Origin of the sequence: Photobacterium aphoticum, from assembly GCF_001029435.1 — a bacterium.
In the GTDB taxonomy this organism is placed as follows: domain Bacteria; phylum Pseudomonadota; class Gammaproteobacteria; order Enterobacterales; family Vibrionaceae; genus Photobacterium; species Photobacterium aphoticum.
Genome location: NZ_LDOV01000054.1, coordinates 1 through 17,455 on the forward strand (window position 1 = coordinate 1; position 17,455 = coordinate 17,455).

General features: G+C 52.0%; 20 protein-coding genes. 13 read left to right on the plus strand and 7 right to left on the minus strand.

The genetic code is table 11. The features are described 5' to 3' along the window. Positions 1 to 210: 210 nt before the first annotated feature. The 5 genes from ABT58_RS22660 to ABT58_RS22680 form a co-directional block, all read right to left on the minus strand. Positions 211 to 1,080 (minus strand): phosphoribulokinase, encoded by an 870-nt coding sequence (locus ABT58_RS22660; RefSeq protein WP_047876716.1) that lies wholly within the window; start codon positions 1,078 to 1,080, stop codon positions 211 to 213. Between the two features lie 119 nt (positions 1,081 to 1,199). Then, on the minus strand, positions 1,200 to 1,418 hold the full coding sequence (locus tag ABT58_RS22665) for a YheU family protein (RefSeq protein WP_047876717.1): 219 nt from the start codon (positions 1,416 to 1,418) through the stop codon (positions 1,200 to 1,202). Between the two features lie 52 nt (positions 1,419 to 1,470). Further along, positions 1,471 to 2,451 carry a hydrolase gene (locus ABT58_RS22670; RefSeq protein WP_047876718.1) on the minus strand — a complete coding sequence of 327 codons (981 nt, stop codon included), beginning with the start codon at positions 2,449 to 2,451 and terminating at the stop codon, positions 1,471 to 1,473. 62 nt (positions 2,452 to 2,513) lie between these two features. Then, positions 2,514 to 2,963, minus strand: a complete 450-nt coding sequence (locus tag ABT58_RS22675) for a TIGR02444 family protein (RefSeq protein ID WP_047876719.1) — start codon at positions 2,961 to 2,963, stop codon at positions 2,514 to 2,516. Between the two features lie 45 nt (positions 2,964 to 3,008). Beyond that, positions 3,009 to 4,931 (minus strand): ABC transporter ATP-binding protein, encoded by a 1,923-nt coding sequence (locus ABT58_RS22680; protein WP_047876720.1) that lies wholly within the window; start codon positions 4,929 to 4,931, stop codon positions 3,009 to 3,011. Between the two features lie 251 nt (positions 4,932 to 5,182). On the opposite strand from ABT58_RS22680, the gene kefG reads away from it, so the two are divergent. The 4 genes from kefG to slyD all read left to right on the plus strand — a co-directional run bounded on the left by kefG (position 5,183) and on the right by slyD (position 8,497). Beyond that, on the plus strand, positions 5,183 to 5,773 hold the full coding sequence (kefG, locus tag ABT58_RS22685) for a glutathione-regulated potassium-efflux system ancillary protein KefG (protein ID WP_047876721.1): 591 nt from the start codon (positions 5,183 to 5,185) through the stop codon (positions 5,771 to 5,773). Then, complete coding sequence (gene kefB / locus ABT58_RS22690; protein ID WP_047876722.1) at positions 5,763 to 7,589, plus strand: glutathione-regulated potassium-efflux system protein KefB; 1,827 nt, start codon at positions 5,763 to 5,765, stop codon at positions 7,587 to 7,589. Before kefG ends, kefB begins: the two co-directional genes overlap by 11 nt. Positions 7,590 to 7,615: 26 nt before the next feature. After that, complete coding sequence (locus tag ABT58_RS22695; protein WP_047876723.1) at positions 7,616 to 7,828, plus strand: YheV family putative zinc ribbon protein; 213 nt, start codon at positions 7,616 to 7,618, stop codon at positions 7,826 to 7,828. Between the two features lie 102 nt (positions 7,829 to 7,930). Continuing rightward, the gene (slyD, locus tag ABT58_RS22700) at positions 7,931 to 8,497 is read left to right on the plus strand and encodes a peptidylprolyl isomerase (protein ID WP_047876724.1); all 567 of its coding nucleotides are present in this window, start codon (positions 7,931 to 7,933) and stop codon (positions 8,495 to 8,497) included. Between the two features lie 110 nt (positions 8,498 to 8,607). Here the strand turns inward: slyD and ABT58_RS22705 are convergent, their stop codons facing one another. Then, positions 8,608 to 8,829: a SlyX family protein gene (locus tag ABT58_RS22705; protein ID WP_047876725.1), complete on the minus strand. Its 222-nt coding sequence runs from the start codon at positions 8,827 to 8,829 to the stop codon at positions 8,608 to 8,610. A 4-nt stretch (positions 8,830 to 8,833) separates the two neighbouring features. Next, positions 8,834 to 9,793, minus strand: a complete 960-nt coding sequence (locus tag ABT58_RS22710) for a WD40 repeat domain-containing protein (protein ID WP_229821666.1) — start codon at positions 9,791 to 9,793, stop codon at positions 8,834 to 8,836. Between the two features lie 215 nt (positions 9,794 to 10,008). On the opposite strand from ABT58_RS22710, the gene fkpA reads away from it, so the two are divergent. The 9 genes from fkpA to tuf all read left to right on the plus strand — a co-directional run. Next, on the plus strand, positions 10,009 to 10,824 hold the full coding sequence (gene fkpA, locus ABT58_RS22715) for an FKBP-type peptidyl-prolyl cis-trans isomerase (protein ID WP_047876727.1): 816 nt from the start codon (positions 10,009 to 10,011) through the stop codon (positions 10,822 to 10,824). 291 nt (positions 10,825 to 11,115) lie between these two features. Further along, positions 11,116 to 11,838 (plus strand): helix-turn-helix transcriptional regulator, encoded by a 723-nt coding sequence (locus ABT58_RS22720; protein ID WP_047876728.1) that lies wholly within the window; start codon positions 11,116 to 11,118, stop codon positions 11,836 to 11,838. Then, the gene (gene tusD / locus ABT58_RS22725) at positions 11,835 to 12,227 is read left to right on the plus strand and encodes a sulfurtransferase complex subunit TusD (protein WP_047876729.1); all 393 of its coding nucleotides are present in this window, start codon (positions 11,835 to 11,837) and stop codon (positions 12,225 to 12,227) included. The genes ABT58_RS22720 and tusD overlap by 4 nt, the downstream gene beginning before the upstream one ends. Positions 12,228 to 12,238: 11 nt before the next feature. Then, positions 12,239 to 12,595 carry a sulfurtransferase complex subunit TusC gene (gene tusC / locus ABT58_RS22730; protein WP_047876730.1) on the plus strand — a complete coding sequence of 119 codons (357 nt, stop codon included), beginning with the start codon at positions 12,239 to 12,241 and terminating at the stop codon, positions 12,593 to 12,595. A 7-nt stretch (positions 12,596 to 12,602) separates the two neighbouring features. Continuing rightward, entirely contained in the window at positions 12,603 to 12,896 is a 294-nt protein-coding gene (gene tusB, locus ABT58_RS22735; protein ID WP_047876731.1) for a sulfurtransferase complex subunit TusB, read from the plus strand. Between the two features lie 178 nt (positions 12,897 to 13,074). Continuing rightward, positions 13,075 to 13,449 (plus strand): 30S ribosomal protein S12, encoded by a 375-nt coding sequence (gene rpsL / locus ABT58_RS22740; RefSeq protein ID WP_004399892.1) that lies wholly within the window; start codon positions 13,075 to 13,077, stop codon positions 13,447 to 13,449. A 96-nt stretch (positions 13,450 to 13,545) separates the two neighbouring features. Further along, positions 13,546 to 14,016, plus strand: a complete 471-nt coding sequence (gene rpsG, locus ABT58_RS22745; protein WP_047876732.1) for a 30S ribosomal protein S7 — start codon at positions 13,546 to 13,548, stop codon at positions 14,014 to 14,016. A 93-nt stretch (positions 14,017 to 14,109) separates the two neighbouring features. Beyond that, positions 14,110 to 16,206: an elongation factor G gene (gene fusA, locus ABT58_RS22750; protein ID WP_047876733.1), complete on the plus strand. Its 2,097-nt coding sequence runs from the start codon at positions 14,110 to 14,112 to the stop codon at positions 16,204 to 16,206. 110 nt (positions 16,207 to 16,316) lie between these two features. After that, the coding region (gene tuf, locus ABT58_RS22755) for an elongation factor Tu (protein ID WP_047876734.1) at positions 16,317 to 17,455 on the plus strand (1,139 nt) is incomplete at its 3' end.

Genomic DNA, 17,455 nt, shown 5'->3' on the forward strand with positions numbered 1-17,455 from the left:
CAAGAAGGTAGGACCATAGGACCATAGGACCATAGGACCATAGGACCATAGGACCATAGGACCATAGGACCATAGGACCATAGGACCACAGGACCATAGGACCACAGGACCACAGGACCACAGGACCACAGTCACTTTTACTCGTCACTCGCTGCTCGAAAACTCGTCCCTGCTTCTCCTCGTCCCTTCAGACTCGCTGTCTCGTCCCTGTCACCCAATCTTCCCGGTATCAATCAACTGCTGGATCAGCGGGCGCATGATCAACTCCATCGCAAAGCTCATCTTGCCGCCGGGTACAACGAGCGTGTTATGGCGTGACATAAACGAGCCTTGGATCATCGCCAGCAAATACGGGAAATCCACTTTCTTGATGCCGCGAAAACGGATCACCACAAAACTCTCATCGAGACTCGGGATCGCCTTGGCGCTCAATGGGTTCGAGGTGTCCACCGTCGGGACGCGCTGAAAGTTAATATGGGTGCGGGAAAACTGAGGGGTAATGTAGTTGAGGTAGTCATCCATTGAGCGAACAATCGACTCCATCACCGCTTCACGGGAATGACCACGATCCCGGGTATCCCGGACGATCTTCTGGATCCATTCAAGGTTGACGATCGGTACCATGCCTATCAGCAGATCCACATGCTGGGCGACATTGGTATCGCCATCGACCACACCGCCATGCAAGCCTTCATAAAACAGCACATCGGTATTTTCCGGCAGCGCCTGCCATGGGGTAAAGGTACCCGGCATCTGGTTATAGGGCACCGCCTCATCAAAGGTATGCAGATAGCGGCGATACTGGCCACTGCCGTCGACACCGTACTGGCGGAAAAAATCTTCAAGCAGGGGAAAGTCATTGGCTTGCGGGCCGAAGTAGCTGATATGGCGGCCTTGTTCCTTTGCCTTGCGGATCTCCACATCCATTTCTGGGCGGGTAAAGCGGTGAAAGCTGTCGCCTTCCAGCCAAGCGGCATTGATGTTCATCATGTTGAACATTTTGCGAAAGGCTTCGGACGTGGTGGAGGTGCCGGCCCCGGAAGAACCCGTGACGGCAATGATCGGATGTTTCGCTGACATGACAAACCCTGTCGTTAACATTATCGAAGAAAGTTATTAACAGGCTGGCAAGATAATAGCAAGTTAGATTGTCAAAAATGCTGGCGGGCTAACCGAATGAGAAAGCCCGCCGGTGCTGCTTAGCGGCCGAGCTCGCGACGCAGTTTGATGTCGACGGTTTCATGCAGTTCAGAAAAGAAAATCACCGCTTCACCGCTTTCCAGTTGTTTGCGCACATGTTGCACCTTGGTGGCCATGCTCAGCTCCTGTGCGCCGTAGTCGGTACCTTCGCGCAGGACGAAATGCTCAATCAGGTTAGTCAGGGTCTCGGGATCCAAATCTTGCCAGGGAATAATCATGGGTTATGGCCATCAGGGTTGAACAGGGGGATCCATTATATTGGCAATATTGTCACTTGTAGAGTGTCTGCAAGTGCTGTGTAAACCACGCGGGCACCGTGTGCTCAAGCCAGAAGGTCGGCTTGCGCCAGTGTCCGGTGACAAATCCCACATGGCCGCCGTGTTCTGACAGGTGATAGTCAATGTGTGCCGGCAGAGGCTGGGGCGGGATCACCGCTTCTGTCATGAAGGGATCGTCTTTGGCGTGGATGATCCGCAATGGCGTGATGATCTGATGCAATTTGCTCAGCCCGCTACAACGGCGGTAATAGTCATCCGCATTAGCAAAGCCGTGCAAGGGGGCGGTGATATGCTCATCAAACTGCCACAGGGTCGCAATTTGCTGGGCGCGTGCGGTATCGACCGGCATCGCCTCAGGGTGGGCTGCAATTTTTTGGTCGAGATTGCGCTTCATCGAGCCTAACAGATAGCGCTGATACACCTGTGAAAAGCCTTGCTGAATACGCTCGGAGCAGGCGGCTAAGTCTAGTGGCGGGGAGATCACCTGCGCGGCAACCACATCACTGGCCGTTTGTGTTTCGGCTAAGTAGTTCACCAGCATGTTGCCACCCAGTGATACCCCGACCGCCATGAACGGTTGCGTCGGCAGTTGCTGGCGTAGCCAGTGTAGGAAGAAGCGGGCATCACCGGTTTCGCCGGAATGGTAGCTGCGCGGCAGGCGGTTCATTTCGCCGCTGCAACCGCGAAAGTGCATCATTACCCCCAGCCAGCCTTGTTGCTTGGCGGCATGCAGCAGACCGTTAGCGTACGGGCTGTGAAAGCTGCCTTCTAAGCCGTGGAACAACACCATGACGGGTTGATCCGGGGCACACGTCTCAGGGGCATCGGTCCAGGCCAGATCCAGAAAATCCCCGTCCGGTGTATCGATACGTTGGGTGACGGGCGTAAACAGAGGATGGCGACGCAAAAAACGCGGTAGCAAAGTTTGCAGATGGGCATTGCGTAAGCCGTGGGCCGGCGTGAACGGATGCATGGTGGCTCCTGATGGGCACGTTGTCATAGGCATAAATCATAACGCCCGTTTTACGCTGGCGTCTAGTGAGTGCCTTGCAGTTGGCGGTAGAGCGTATCGGGTGCCTGGCAATGTTGGCAATAGGCTGCCAGATTGTCGGGTTGAGGGTGTGAAGGCAAGGTGAAAGCCTGACAGCGCTGCACGATGTCCGCTTGTTGGTGGCGCTCTAAGGTCAGTTCTTGTTGCAGCAGGGCCTGATAAGCCTCGGGGCTGAGGTGGTGTTTTTGTGCGCGGCGTTGGGCGCGAAAGTGTTGTAAGGCGGGATCGCTGTGGCGTACGGTGTCCAGCAGGGCGGTTAACCCCGTCTCGGGCAACGCCAAAGACTGGGTATCGAGCCAGTGCAGTATCAGGGCAAGGTTAACGTTGCCCTGATACTGATCCTGAAAGTGTAAACACGCGCGTTCGACACCCGCCCGCCGGTAGTGCTGCAATGAAAATTGCCAGAATGCATCAGCAGTGATAGCGGGTGTCATGCGTGTTTACCTTCTTCTCGATTTAGCGCTTATTGGCTCAGAAGCTTATTGGTTGAGGAATTCGGCTTCCATCGCTTCTAACTGCTCTTGCAGTTCCATCCACTCCATTTCCACGTCTTCTAAGCTGGATTTGGCATCAGCCTGGCGCTTGAGCTGTTCATTCAAGCGGGCTTTGTGCTCCGCTTCGTAGATGGTGACATCAGACAGTTGCGCCTCGGCATCGGCCAGTGTGGCGCTCAGGGTTTCCATTTGCTTATCCAGCTTCTCGATTTGCTTACGCATCGGAGCGGTCTGCTTACGGAACTCCGCTTCCAAACGCTTTTGCTCTTTGCGTGAGGCGGCACTGTTGTCTTTGCTGGTTTCCGGCTTGCTGGCCTGTAGCTCACGGCGCTCGTTACGCTGCTGCTCAGTCAGCCATTTGTGGTAATCCTGCAAATCACCATCAAACGGTTCTACCTTACGGTCGTGCACCAGATACAGATCATCGGTGGTGGCGCGCAACAAGTAACGGTCGTGGCTGACAATCACCATTGCCCCTTCGTAAGACTGCAGCGCCAAGGTCAGTGCCTGACGCATGTCCAAATCCAGGTGGTTGGTCGGTTCATCGAGTAGCAACAGGTTCGGACGTTGCCACACAATCAGTGCCAGTACCAAACGGGCTTTTTCGCCACCCGAGAACGGGCCGACTTTTTCCAGCGCTTTATCGCCGATAAAACCAAAGCTACCGAGGTAATCACGCAGCTGTTGTTCGGTTGCATCCGGCGCGATACGAGCCATATGCTGTACCGGCGTGTCATCCAGATACAGGGTTTCCAGCTGATGCTGCGCAAAGTAGCCAATCTTCACGCCCTGCGAGTAGGCCATGTCACCGGCTTTGGCAGGCAGTTCGTTAGCCAGCATCTTGATCAGGGTTGATTTACCGGCACCGTTACGGCCCAGTAAGCCGATGCGACTGCCCGGAACCAGATTTAGGCGGATTTTTTCCAGGATCAGGTTGTCGTCATAACCGGCTGCGACCTGATCCATCATCAGGATCGGGTTAGGCAGGGCCGACGGCTCACGGAATTCAAAGCTGAACGGGTTATCGAACTGCGCAGGCAGTACTTTTTCCATACGCTCAAGGGCTTTGATACGGCTTTGTGCCTGACGGGCTTTGCTCGCTTTGTAGCGGAAGCGGTCAATGTAAGACTGCATGTGCGTCATTTGCTTTTGTTGCTTTTGGTACATCGCCTGTTGCAACACCAGCTTTTCAGCACGCTGGTTTTCAAACGAGGAATAGTTACCGGTGTAACTGTTCATGGTTTGGTTTTCGATATGGATGATACGGTTGACCACCGGATCCAAGAAATCACGGTCGTGGGAGATCAGTACCAGCGTACCACGGTAGTTTTGCAGCCATTTTTCCAGCCACATCACCGCGTCCAAATCCAAGTGGTTGGTCGGTTCATCGAGTAGCAACAAGTCTGAACGGCACAGCAGGGCTTGCGCTAGGTTCAGACGCATACGCCAACCGCCCGAGAACTGGGTCAGGTGCCAGGCCATTTGCTCTTGTGAGAAACCCAGACCATCAAGCAATTCTGCCGCACGGGCACGGATGCTGTAACCGCCAATGGCATCGAGTTTGCCGTGCAGTTCAGCCACCAAGGTACCGTTGTCGGCTTGCTCGGCCGCTTGTAGTTCACGTTCGAGCTGACGGTATTCACGGTCGCCGTCAATCACGTATTCCAGTGCCGCGCGCTCGAGTGCCGGGGTTTCCTGTGCCACCCAGGCCAGTTCCCAGTTTGCCGGATATTGGCAGTTACCGCCGTCGACGCTCAGCTCATGCTTTAGCAGGGCAAATAGGGTGGATTTACCGCAGCCATTTTTACCGACCAGGCCGACTTTGTCGCCCGGATGGATGGTTGCTGTTGCGTGCTCGAGCAGCACCTTGCCACCACGAAGAAGTTGGATATCCGAAAAAGTGATCATTACCTGTGACGGGAAGCCCCGCTCCGCAAAAACTAAATGCCAGAATTGAGAGCGGAGTGTACCCCAAAGCGGCAACAAGGGCGAATGCCGGCCATGGGAAATGAGAGACATTCAGAGGAGGATCTGTGCATAACGAACGTGCGCGTGCCGCCACCGGACGTGGCGAATTGCGGGGTGCGCGGTACCTATTTATACGCAATTATGTATGATGGGTATAAATGGATTGACGATGCACAAACACAAGGAGTGTTATGCCGATACATGATCCCCCGCGCGTACTGGTGATTTACGCCCACCCTGATCCCCAAATGTCGATGGCTAACCGTCACATGCTTGAGGCTGCCGATGGCCTCACGCATGTGACGGTGCACGATCTCTATGCCGCTTACCCGGATTTCTTCATTGATGTCGCCGCAGAGCATGCCTTGCTCGATGCCCATGAGGTAATTGTCTTTCAGCACCCTTTGTATATGTATTCGTGTCCGGCTCTGCTTAAAGAGTGGATGGACGTGGTGCTCAGTAAAGGGTTTGCTCACGGGGAAGGTCAACGCACACGCGGGAAATACTGGTGCAGTGTGGTGACGACCGGTGGCGCGGCGGAAGCCTACACGCCAGATGGGTATAACCGCTGTACGTTAGCCGAGATCCTGCGCCCGTTTGAACTGTGTGCGGCGCTGTGTCAGATGACCTGGCTGTCGCCGATTGTGTTGCACTGGGCGCGGCGTATTCCGGCGCAGGAGCGCAAACGGCATGTGCACCGTTATCGCCAATGGCTCCAGGCACCGTTAGGGCGCGAGGCAGACAACACACCGGACGGGACGAGGGGGCAGCATGGCGAGTGATATTCTCTCGGTCAGCGTGGTGTTTCTGGCCGCCGCCGTGGTGGCTGTGCCGATCGCTCAGCGGTTAGGGCTGGGCTCGGTATTGGGGTATTTGCTGGCGGGGATCGCCATTGGCCCGTGGGGACTGCGTTTAATCGACGATGTGGATGCCATCTTGCACTTTGCCGAGTTCGGGGTGGTGTTATTACTGTTTTTGATTGGCTTAGAGCTGAACCCGAAAAAGCTGTGGCAGATGCGCAAGCCCATTTTGGGCTTGGGGGGCAGTCAGGTACTGATCTCGACCCTGGTGATCGCCGCCATTGTGTGGGCCTGTCAGGCCTTTTTCCCTGCCATTACCTGGCGCGATGCGCTGGTGGTCGGGATGGGGTTGGCGCTGTCCTCGACCGCCATTGCGTTGAAAGTGCTTGAAGAGCAGGGATTGGGCGGCAGTGAAACCGGTCAGTCCGGCTTTGCCGTCTTGCTGTTTCAGGATATTGCGGTGATCCCCATGCTGGCGATTTTGCCGGTGCTTGCCGGTGGCGGGGGCGGCAGCTGGATTGATTTGCTCTGGATGGTGGGTGGCATTACTGCGTTATTGGTCGGTGGTCACTTTCTGTTGCGGCCCTTGTTTCGCTGGGTGGTCATGAGCGGAGTACGGGAACTGTTTAACGTCGCGGCGCTGCTGCTGGTGGTCGGTATCGCACTGGGGATGCAGTCACTGGGCTTATCCATGGCGCTGGGCACGTTTTTGGCCGGGGTGCTGTTGGCGGAAAGTGAATATCGCCATGAATTAGAAATTGCCATTGAGCCGTTTAAAGGCTTGCTGCTTGGCCTGTTTTTCATTTCGGTCGGCATGGCGGTCAATTTAGGCCTGTTAGTTGCCTACCCGTTACAAATATTACTGGCCGTGACCGCGTTGATTGTGGTTAAAGGCTTGGTGTTATACGGCTTAGCGCGCGCGTTTGGCATTCGGGCCAAATCCCGCAGCCAGATGGCGGCGATCCTCAGTCAGGGCGGGGAGTTTGCCTTTGTCCTGTTTACGGCCGCGTTGGGTGAAGGCTTATTGGGTAAAGCGCTGTCGGCGTTCTTGCTGGTGGTGGTGAGCTTGTCGATGATGACCACCCCGCTGATTTTGCTGTTGCAGGATAAGTGGTTCCGCTATGCGTTTGAAGCCGAAGAGGAAGAGACGCTGGAGCCGGATGTGGAAGATCGCGCGCCACGGGTGATCATCACCGGCTTTGGCCGGTTTGGTCAGGTGGTGGGGCGCTTGCTGTTTGCCAATAAAATCCGCGTGACCGTGTTAGAGCGGGATCCGGGGCAGATCCAGTTTCTGCGTAAGTTTGGTTATAAAGTCTATTACGGCGATGCCACACAGGTGGATTTGCTGCGCGCCGCCGGGGCCGACAAGGCCGAAGCCATCATTATCTGTACCGATGCGCCGGATGAAGTGATGGAAGTGGTGGCCTTGTGTCAGCAGTATTTCCCGCACCTGAAAGTGCTGGCTCGTGCCCGCAGTCGGGTAGAGGCTCACCAGTTACTCAGCCATGGGGTGGAGTCGTTTTCCCGAGAAACCTTTGCCGGCGCCCTTGATCTTGGCCGTCAGGCCCTCATATCTTTGGGTATGCACCCTTATCAGGCCAAACGCGCCGAAGCCCACTTCCGTAAGCTCGATACCACGGCTTTGCGGGAGTTGTTACCCCAACATTCTGAAGATGTGCATTTGGCCTCTCGGGCACGTGAAGCTCGTAAAGAGTTAGAAGACATTTTCGATCGTGAAATGCGCGGGGAGCGTGACCGACACGCCGGCTGGGATGAACGCGATGACACCAGTGGCTAAGTGCGGGATCACGCAAGGAGCAAATGATGGCTAAGAAACGATTTATTGCCGGGGCGGTCTGCCCGTCTTGTCAGCAGCAAGATACGCTGCGCTGGTGGCAGGAGAATGACGTCGAGCATGTCGAGTGTGTGGCGTGTGCCCATACCGATGTGCGAGCGCCGCAGTCCGTGGAGGACAGCACGCAGCTTTCGGCACAGACGAAACAACAGGTTATTGGGATCTTCAAACCACAAGACTAAGTCGGATGGTCGGTCCCTAACAGAATATTGGCATCTTACTGCCATTATCCGGTATCATGCGGGCGAAATTCCTTTGATACCCAGTTCAATATTGGAGTAAACATGAAAGTCGCTAAAGACATCGTAGTAAGCCTAGCTTACCAAGTTAAGACTGAAGATGGCGTGGTTGTTGATCAAGCAACAGTAGATGCACCTCTTGATTACCTACACGGTCATAACAACCTGATCGTAGGTTTGGAAACGGCACTAGAAGGCCGTGAAGCAGGCGACAAGTTTGAAGTGACAGTTGCTCCTGAAGACGCGTACGGCGAGCACATGGACGAAATGGTTCAGCGTGTACCGGCGAACGTTTTCCAAGGCGTTGACGAGATCACTGTGGGTATGCGCTTCCTAGCGGATACGGATCAGGGCCCAATCCCTGTAGAAGTAACAGAAGTTGACGGCGATTTCGTTGTTGTTGACGGTAACCACATGCTAGCAGGTCAGACGCTGACTTTCGTTGCTGAAGTAGTTGCACTACGTGAAGCGACTGAAGAAGAAATCGCACACGGCCACATTCACCAGGCTGGCGGTTGCTGCGGTGGCGGCGGTTGTGGCGATCACGACCACGGCGACGAAGACGGCTGCTGCGGTGGCGAAGAGAAAGGCGGTTGTGGCTGCAGCCACTAATCCCATTCTGCTTAACGCATAAAAAAAGGAAGCTTCGGCTTCCTTTTTTGCGTTCTGAGGTTTTGATTTTCTCGAACCTCGAACCTCGAACCTCGAACCTCGAACCTCGATCAATAATGTGGCGGTGGGGTTTCTTCCGCTTCCGTTGCCATGTTCGATGGCTCCATCCCTTTCACTTTACCGACCATGAACTTCATCTGGGTCTGGATTTTATCAATCAGGAACTGTTGTGCCGTCAGGGCCTGGTTCAGCTCTTCAATGGTCTGTTCTTGAAAAGCCTGCTTCATTTCAAGCTCGTCAATACGAGCCTGCAGTTGTTCGATCTCTGTCATTGCGTTATTCCGTCGTCCACTGTTGGGCGATACCAGCTGATGTCCCTGAAGTGATCTGTCCCTCAGGGGTAATGGCGACATCATACACCACCGCAGCGGGGGGTCGAGTATCTTGTTGCGCCGCCGTTTCCCAGCGTCCCAGATTCTCACCGGTTCGAGTATCCCAAGTTTCGACCCGTCGGGCAGGGGTGCCGGTGGCCAGTGTGAGTCCATCATCGGCAAAGCGGGCACTGGAGAAGGTTTGCTGGCGGGCGCGTACCGCTAAGGTTGCCTGTTTTTTTCCGTTGCTCAGATCCCAGATGTACGCGCCTTTGTGGCCATCAGCAGTAAACGCCAGTTTGCCATCCCGCTGTAAAGCGACGGTGCGCACCCGGCTGGTATGATCAAAGCGAAAGAGAATTTGCCCGTCGCGGGTATCCCACAGGTAAGCATAGTGGTCATTACCGCCGGATAAGGCATAGCGGCCATTGGGGGAAATGGCCACGGCGTTGACTTTTTCTCGGTGCGCAAGGAACTCTAGCCGTCTTCCGCTGCCCAAGTCGACATACAGGGCTTTGCCGTTCGACAGGGCGAGCAGCACATGTTGGCCGTTATTGCCGATGGCGACGTCCAGAATTTGGCCATCGGAAATCGACCACAGCCCGTCGGAGTGGCCCCAGGCGAGATCCCACACGGCAAAGTTTTGCGCCGTGGCGGTGATCGCGAAACGGTTGTTGTCGGAAATTCGGCTGGTTAACACCGTATTGTGATATGGATCTTGAGAACCAAAATCAGCTAACTTTTTGTTTTGCTGTAAATCCCACAGCACGATACCTTGTTGGGCTGAGTAATACAGCGCGAATCGCCCCTCACGGCTGAGGCTGAAGCTGGTGGTCCCTTCGGGGGCGAGTGTCCAGCGTTGGCGTTCTGCCCCGGAGAAAAAACAGCCGGCGAGCGTGAGGAGTGCCACAATGAGTATGGCCATCTTGCATTGTTTTCGCATTAAGGTTGGATTCCGCTGGACTCTGTTAAGAAATATTGTCTATAACCTTATTAATTCACTGATTTGCAGTTAATTAATAAGGTGATTACTAAGGGTGATTGCCCTAGTATATTTATCTAAAGCGCTTTTCATACTGAAGACGGAAAGCCGATATAAAAAATTGAGGCATTCCCTCAGTAAAAATGATGGAGAAATACATGAAACCTGTTCTTAAGATGTCTGTGTTGGCTGCAACCATTCTGTTGGCTGTAGGCTGCCAAGATGAGAAAGCGGCAGAAACAAAACCAGCTGAACCTGCAAAAGTAGAGCAGGTAGCAGCGGAAGCGCCTGCAGCAGAAGCGGCAACGTTCGCATCTGAAGATGACAAAGCAGCTTACGCGATTGGTGCGTCTCTAGCCCAATACCTGTCTGCTAACCTTGATCAGCAAAAAGAGCTAGGTTTGGATCTGAGCCGTGAGCAAGTGGTTGCGGGTGTGAGCGATGTGTTTGCGGGTAAGAGCCGTCTAACACCAGAAGAAACGCAGAAGACGCTACAAGCGCTTGATATGCGTGTCGCTGAAATCGTGAAGACCAAAGCAGAAGCAGAAGCGGCGAAAAACGTAAAAGCCGGTGATGAGTTCCGTGCTGAGTTCGCGAAGAAAGACGGCGTAGTGAAGACGGAATCAGGTCTGCTTTACCACATCGATACCGAAGGTAAAGGTGAGAAGCCTGCGGCGACTGACACCGTAAAAGTACACTACAAGGGTACCCTGACTGACGGTACGGAGTTCGACAGCTCTTACAAGCGTAACCAGCCAGCGACGTTCCCACTGAACCAAGTGATCCCAGGTTGGACGGAAGGCGTTCAGCTAATGCCTGTGGGCTCTAAGTTCACATTCGTTATTCCACCAGAGTTGGCTTACGGCTCTCAAGCGAACCCAAGCATTCCAGCAAACTCAACATTGGTGTTTGAAGTTGAACTGCTTGATATCGTAAAAGCTGACAAGCCAGCAACTGACGCGGCAACACAGTAATCATAGTGAAGGGCACCGCAATCACTGCGTGTTGCCGACATAGACTGTGAGCCAGTAAACAGAACCCAGCCCAAGGCTGGGTTTTTTTATCCCTCGGGTTGAAGATGTCACAAGAAACCCTCTAGCTCCTTTCATAAATCTGATAAACTTGCTAGCAAGATTTTAATTTTTATCACTCGCGGTAGTGTTTTTACACCGAGCGAGGTATAGCCCATTCTATTTATTTTCCCGTGCGCACGGGATGTGTGCGCAGAGAAGTAAACACAATGGGTATGAGCAAGGAAGAGACTAGTGGTATCTACAGATAACTTTGGTTCGGATCTGATGGTTGAGAACGATTTGATCGAACCGCGTAAATTCACTGAGCACGATTATATTATTCTGCGTTCTTATGAAGCCGTGGTGGATGGCCTGGCGGCCTTGATTGGCCCGTTCTGTGAGATCGTATTGCACTCTTTGGCCGATCTGAATACCTCGGCGATCAAAATTGCCAACGGGGAAAACACCGGCCGTAAAGTGGGCTCGCCAATCACCGATTTGGCACTGCGTATGCTGCGTGATATTGAAGGCTCTGAGCGTAACTTCTCACGTGCGTATTTCACCCGTGCCAAGGGCGGCGACTTGATGAAGTCGATCACCATTGCGATCCGTAATGGCGATAACAACATCATTGGCCTGTTGTGTATCAACGTGAACCTGGATGCGCCATTTTCGCAGATCCTGCAATCGTTCATGCCAACCGACGAAGCGAAACAAGCGGCGTCATCGGTGAACTTTGCCAGCGATGTGGATGAATTGGTGGATCAGACCGTTGAGCGCACCATTGAAGAAATCAATGCCGATAAGAATGTGTCGAACAATGCCAAGAACCGTCAAATCGTGATGGAGCTGTTCGACAAAGGGATCTTTGATATTAAAGATGCCATCAACCGTGTGGCAGATCGCTTGAATATCTCTAAGCACACCGTGTACCTGTACATTCGTCAGCGTAAAACTGAGGACGGCGAAAAGTGAGCCTGAATTATGCGTTGGTGATTGAAGGGCCGGCTTACGGCACGCAATCAGCGCGCGCGGCCTACCAATTTGCGCTCGCGCTGCTAGAAGAAGGGCACACGTTATCCCGTGTTTTCTTCTATCAAGACGGGGTGTACAACGGCTCCGCACTGACCGCACCCGCTTCGGATGAGTTCGATGTGGTGAGTGCCTGGCAGCAATTGGCAAAACAACATCAGATTGAACTGCAAACCTGTGTGGCCGCCGCATTGCGTCGTGGCATTGTCGGTGAGCAGGAAGCGGCGCAAAACCAATTGTCCGCGCATAATCTGGCGGATGGCTTTGAACAAGCCGGGCTGGGCGGATTGGCCGAAGCGCTGTTGACCGCCGATCGCGTGATCCAGTTTTAATGAAGGCAAACATGAAAACACTAGGTTTTGTTTTTGGCAGTGCGCCGCATGGTCGTGCCGCCGGGCGTGAAGGACTAGACGCGATTTTAGCCACCTCGGCCTACACCGAAGAAATCGCGGTGTTCTTTCATGGCGACGGTGTGTTGCAGTTATTGAAAGGGCAGCAGCCGGCTGAGATTTTGTCCCGCGACTACATTGCCACGTTCAAGATGTTGGATTTATACGATATCGAACAGATTTACGTGTGCGAACGTTCGTTGCAGGCACGCGGCCTGAGCGAAGCGGCTTTATTGATCGACGTGACGGTGTGTGATCCGGCGACTTTCACGGCACACTTGCATGCTTGCCAACGCATTTTGACGTTCTGAGGTAGTGATGCTGCATATTCTGACCCGCTCACCGTTTCAATCCTCCTCATTAGCGCAATGTGCGGCATTGGCGATGGAAAATGACGCGGTCCTGCTGACCCAAGACGCGGTTTTGGCCATCTTGGGCCAAAATGAAGCTGTTGAGACATTGATTGAGCGCGGCGTAAAAATTTATTTACTGACCCCCGATTTGTTGGCGCGCGGACTAACGCCTGCGTCACAAAGTGATCTTCAGTGCGTTGATTACAAAGGCTTTGTTGGTTTGACGGTCACCCATGAAACGCAAATGAAGTGGGATTGATCAGCGCCAGCGAAGCGGGAAAATATCGCCAGTGTAAGGTTGTCTAAGAAATAATCGTTTGAATGATCGCTGGTTATATCTTGACACCTTTGAGTGCGATGCATAAAATTTCGCGTCCTCCTGTTGTTGGGAGGCGGATTTTTCACCTTTACGAAAGTAATATTTCAGGAGCTATTTAATGGCAACTATTAACCAGTTGGTACGTAAGCCACGTGCTAAGCAAGTTGTAAAAAGCAACGTGCCTGCACTAGAAGCGTGCCCACAGAAGCGTGGTGTATGTACTCGTGTATACACTACAACTCCTAAGAAACCTAACTCAGCACTACGTAAAGTATGTCGTGTTCGTCTAACTAACGGTTTCGAAGTAACTTCATACATCGGCGGTGAAGGCCACAACCTTCAGGAACACTCAGTTGTTCTTATCCGTGGTGGTCGTGTTAAAGACCTTCCAGGTGTACGTTACCACACAGTTCGCGGCGCACTAGACTGTGCTGGCGTAAATGACCGTAAACAAGGTCGTTCTAAGTACGGTGTGAAGCGTCCTAAGTCTTAATGGATTCCGTTAAGTAAGGCCAAACACTAAAATTATTTGATTTTTGAAGAAACTGAAAAGTTTTGGATAACCTGAAGAAGACAACGGAGAAATTCCATGCCACGTCGTCGCGTAATCGGTCAGCGTAAGATCCTTCCAGATCCTAAGTTCAAATCTGAATTGCTGGCAAAATTCGTTAACATCCTAATGGTTGACGGTAAGAAATCTACTGCTGAGAAAATTGTTTACTCTGCACTAGAAACTATGGCTGAGCGTTCTGGTGAAGAACACCTAGCTATCTTTGAAAAAGCTCTTGAAAATGTACGTCCAGCGGTAGAAGTTAAATCTCGCCGTGTGGGTGGTTCAACTTACCAGGTGCCTGTAGAAGTACGTCCAGTACGTCGTAACGCACTAGCTATGCGTTGGTTGGTTGAAGCTGCGCGTAAGCGTGGTGAAAAATCTATGGCTCAGCGTCTTGCAGCAGAAATGCTAGATGCAGCTGACAACAAAGGTTCTGCTGTTAAGAAACGTGAAGACGTTCACCGTATGGCAGATGCGAACAAAGCGTTCGCACATTACCGCTGGTAATCACTTACCGGGTAATACCACTTGGGCACAGCCGGCTTTGCCGGCTGTGCCTAAACCATACTCTAAGGCCCCCCTTAGTAAGAGGACTCTGCCGTGGCTCGTAAAACGCCTATCGAGCGCTACCGTAACATCGGTATTTGTGCTCACGTTGACGCCGGTAAAACAACAACTACCGAGCGTATCCTGTTCTACACAGGCTTATCTCACAAAATTGGTGAGGTTCACGACGGCGCTGCTACCATGGACTGGATGGAGCAGGAGCAGGAGCGTGGTATCACTATCACATCTGCTGCCACTACGACCTTCTGGCGTGGTATGGAAGCTCAGTTCCCTGAACACCGCGTAAATATCATCGATACCCCTGGACACGTTGACTTTACTATCGAAGTAGAGCGTTCATTACGTGTGCTTGATGGTGCCGTTGTTGTTTTCTGTGGTTCATCAGGTGTTGAGCCGCAGTCTGAAACCGTATGGCGTCAGGCTGACAAGTACGAAGTGCCGCGTATGGTTTTCGTAAACAAGATGGACCGAGCTGGTGCCGACTTCCTACGTGTTGTTGACCAGATCAAAAACCGTCTTGGTGCGAACCCAGTGCCAATCCAGCTAAACATTGGTGCTGAAGACGAATTTAAAGGCGTGATTGACCTTATCAAGATGAAATCAATCAACTGGGATGAAGCTGATCAGGGTATGTCATTTACCTATGAAGATATCCCGGCTGATATGGTTGAGCTTGCTGAGGAATGGCGTCAGAACCTCATTGAAGCTGCTGCGGAAGCGACGGAAGAGCTGATGGACAAGTACCTTGAAGAAGGTGAATTGTCTGAAGCCGAAATTAAAGCCGGTCTTCGCCAGCGTACCCTGAACAATGAAATTGTTCTGGCTACATGTGGTTCAGCATTCAAAAACAAAGGTGTTCAGGCTGTACTTGATGCAGTGATTGAATTCCTACCTTCACCAACAGAAGTGAAAGCTATCCGTGGTGAAGATGAAAATGGTAACAGTGTTGAACGTCATTCAAGCGATGAAGAACCATTCTCAGCGCTTGCGTTCAAAATTGCGACCGACCCATTCGTTGGTAGCCTGACCTTCTTGCGCGTTTACTCTGGTGTTGTAAATTCTGGCGACAGCGTCTACAACTCTGTAAAAGAAAAACGCGAGCGTTTTGGTCGTATCGTGCAGATGCACGCGAACAAACGTGAAGAAATTAAAGAAATCCGCGCCGGCGATATCGCTGCGGCGATTGGTCTGAAAAACGTGACGACAGGTGACACCCTGTGTGACTCTGATCATAAAGTGATCCTAGAGCGCATGGAATTCCCTGAGCCAGTTATTCAGATTGCTGTTGAACCTCGTTCAAAAGCAGACCAAGAGAAAATGGGTGTGGCGCTAGGTAAACTAGCGGCAGAAGATCCATCTTTCCGCGTCGAAACGGATGAAGAGTCAGGTCAAACATTGATTTCTGGTATGGGCGAACTGCACCTAGATATCATTGTTGATCGTATGAAGCGTGAATTCAGCGTTGAATGTAACGTTGGTAAACCGCAGGTTGCATACCGTGAAACTATCCGTGGTAAAACGGAAGTGGAAGGGAAGTTTGTGCGCCAGTCTGGTGGTCGCGGTCAGTACGGTCACGTATGGCTTAAAATTGAACCATCGGAGCCTGATGAAGGTTTCGTGTTCGTGGATGAAGTTGTTGGTGGTGCGGTACCTAAAGAGTACATCGGTGCTGTTGCAAAAGGTATCGAAGAGCAGATGAACAACGGTGTGCTGGCTGGCTATCCTGTACTGGATGTCAAGGCAACCTTGTTTGACGGTTCTTACCACGACGTTGACTCCAACGAAATGGCATTTAAGATTGCCGGTTCTATGGCTTTCAAGAAGGGTGCGCTTCAGGCAGAACCTGTTATTCTTGAACCATTGATGAAAGTTGAAGTAACCACTCCGGAAGATTGGATGGGTGATGTTGTTGGCGACCTTAACCGTCGTCGCGGCATGATCGAAGGTATGGATGAAGGCCCAGCTGGTCTTAAAGTTATCCGTGCTAAAGTGCCACTTTCACAAATGTTTGGTTACGCAACTGACTTGCGTTCAGCGACTCAGGGTCGTGCGTCGTACTCTATGGAATTCAGCGAATACGCTGATGTTCCTAAGAATGTCGCTGATGCTATCATCGCAGAACGTGGTTAATCGCAAGATCTATATTGCGCCAATGGCTATTGGCGCATAAAATAGCAACTTCTGACGCGTCCCATATTTAATTTCAGTGGGGCGTATCACAACTAGGAAGGAACACGATCGTGTCTAAAGAAAAATTTGAACGCGTAAAACCGCACGTTAACGTTGGTACAATCGGCCACGTTGACCACGGTAAAACAACTCTAACTGCAGCTATCTGTACTACTCTTGCTAAAGTTTACGGCGGTGCTGCTCGTGACTTCGCATCTATCGATAACGCTCCAGAAGAGCGTGAGCGTGGTATCACAATCTCTACTTCTCACGTAGAGTACGATACTCCGACTCGTCACTACGCACACGTTGACTGCCCAGGACACGCTGACTATGTTAAAAACATGATCACTGGTGCTGCGCAGATGGACGGTGGTATCCTAGTTGTTGCTGCAACTGATGGTCCAATGCCTCAGACTCGTGAGCACATCCTACTAGGCCGTCAGGTTGGTATCCCTTACATCATCGTGTTCATGAACAAGTGTGACATGGTTGATGACGAAGAGCTTCTAGAGCTAGTAGAAATGGAAGTTCGTGAACTTCTATCTGAGTACGACTTCCCAGGCGACGATTGCCCAGTAATCATGGGTTCTGCTCTAGGTGCACTTAACGGTGAAGAGCAGTGGGAAGCTAAAGTAATCGAGCTTGCTGAAGCGCTAGATACTTACATCCCAGAGCCAGAGCGTGCTATCGACAAGCCGTTCATTCTTCCAATCGAAGACGTATTCTCAATCCAGGGCCGTGGTACTGTTGTAACTGGTCGTGTTGAGCAAGGTATCATCACTGTTGGTGACGAAGTAGAAATCGTTGGTATCAAAGATACTACTAAGACTACTTGTACTGGCGTTGAGATGTTCCGTAAGCTTCTTGACGAAGGCCGTGCTGGTGAGAACGTTGGTGTTCTTCTACGTGGTACTAAGCGTGACGAAGTTGAGCGTGGTCAGGTTCTTGCTAAGCCAGGTTCAATCACTCCACACACTACTTTCACTTCAGAAATCTATGTTCTTTCTAAAGATGAAGGCGGTCGTCACACTCCATTCTTCAAAGGTTACCGTCCACAGTTCTACTTCCGTACAACTGACGTAACTGGTACTATCGAGCTACCAGAAGGCGTTGAAATGGTAATGCCTGGTGATAACATCTCTATGACTGTTACTCTAATCGCTCCTATCGCGATGGACGAAGGTCTACGTTTTGCTATCCGTGAAGG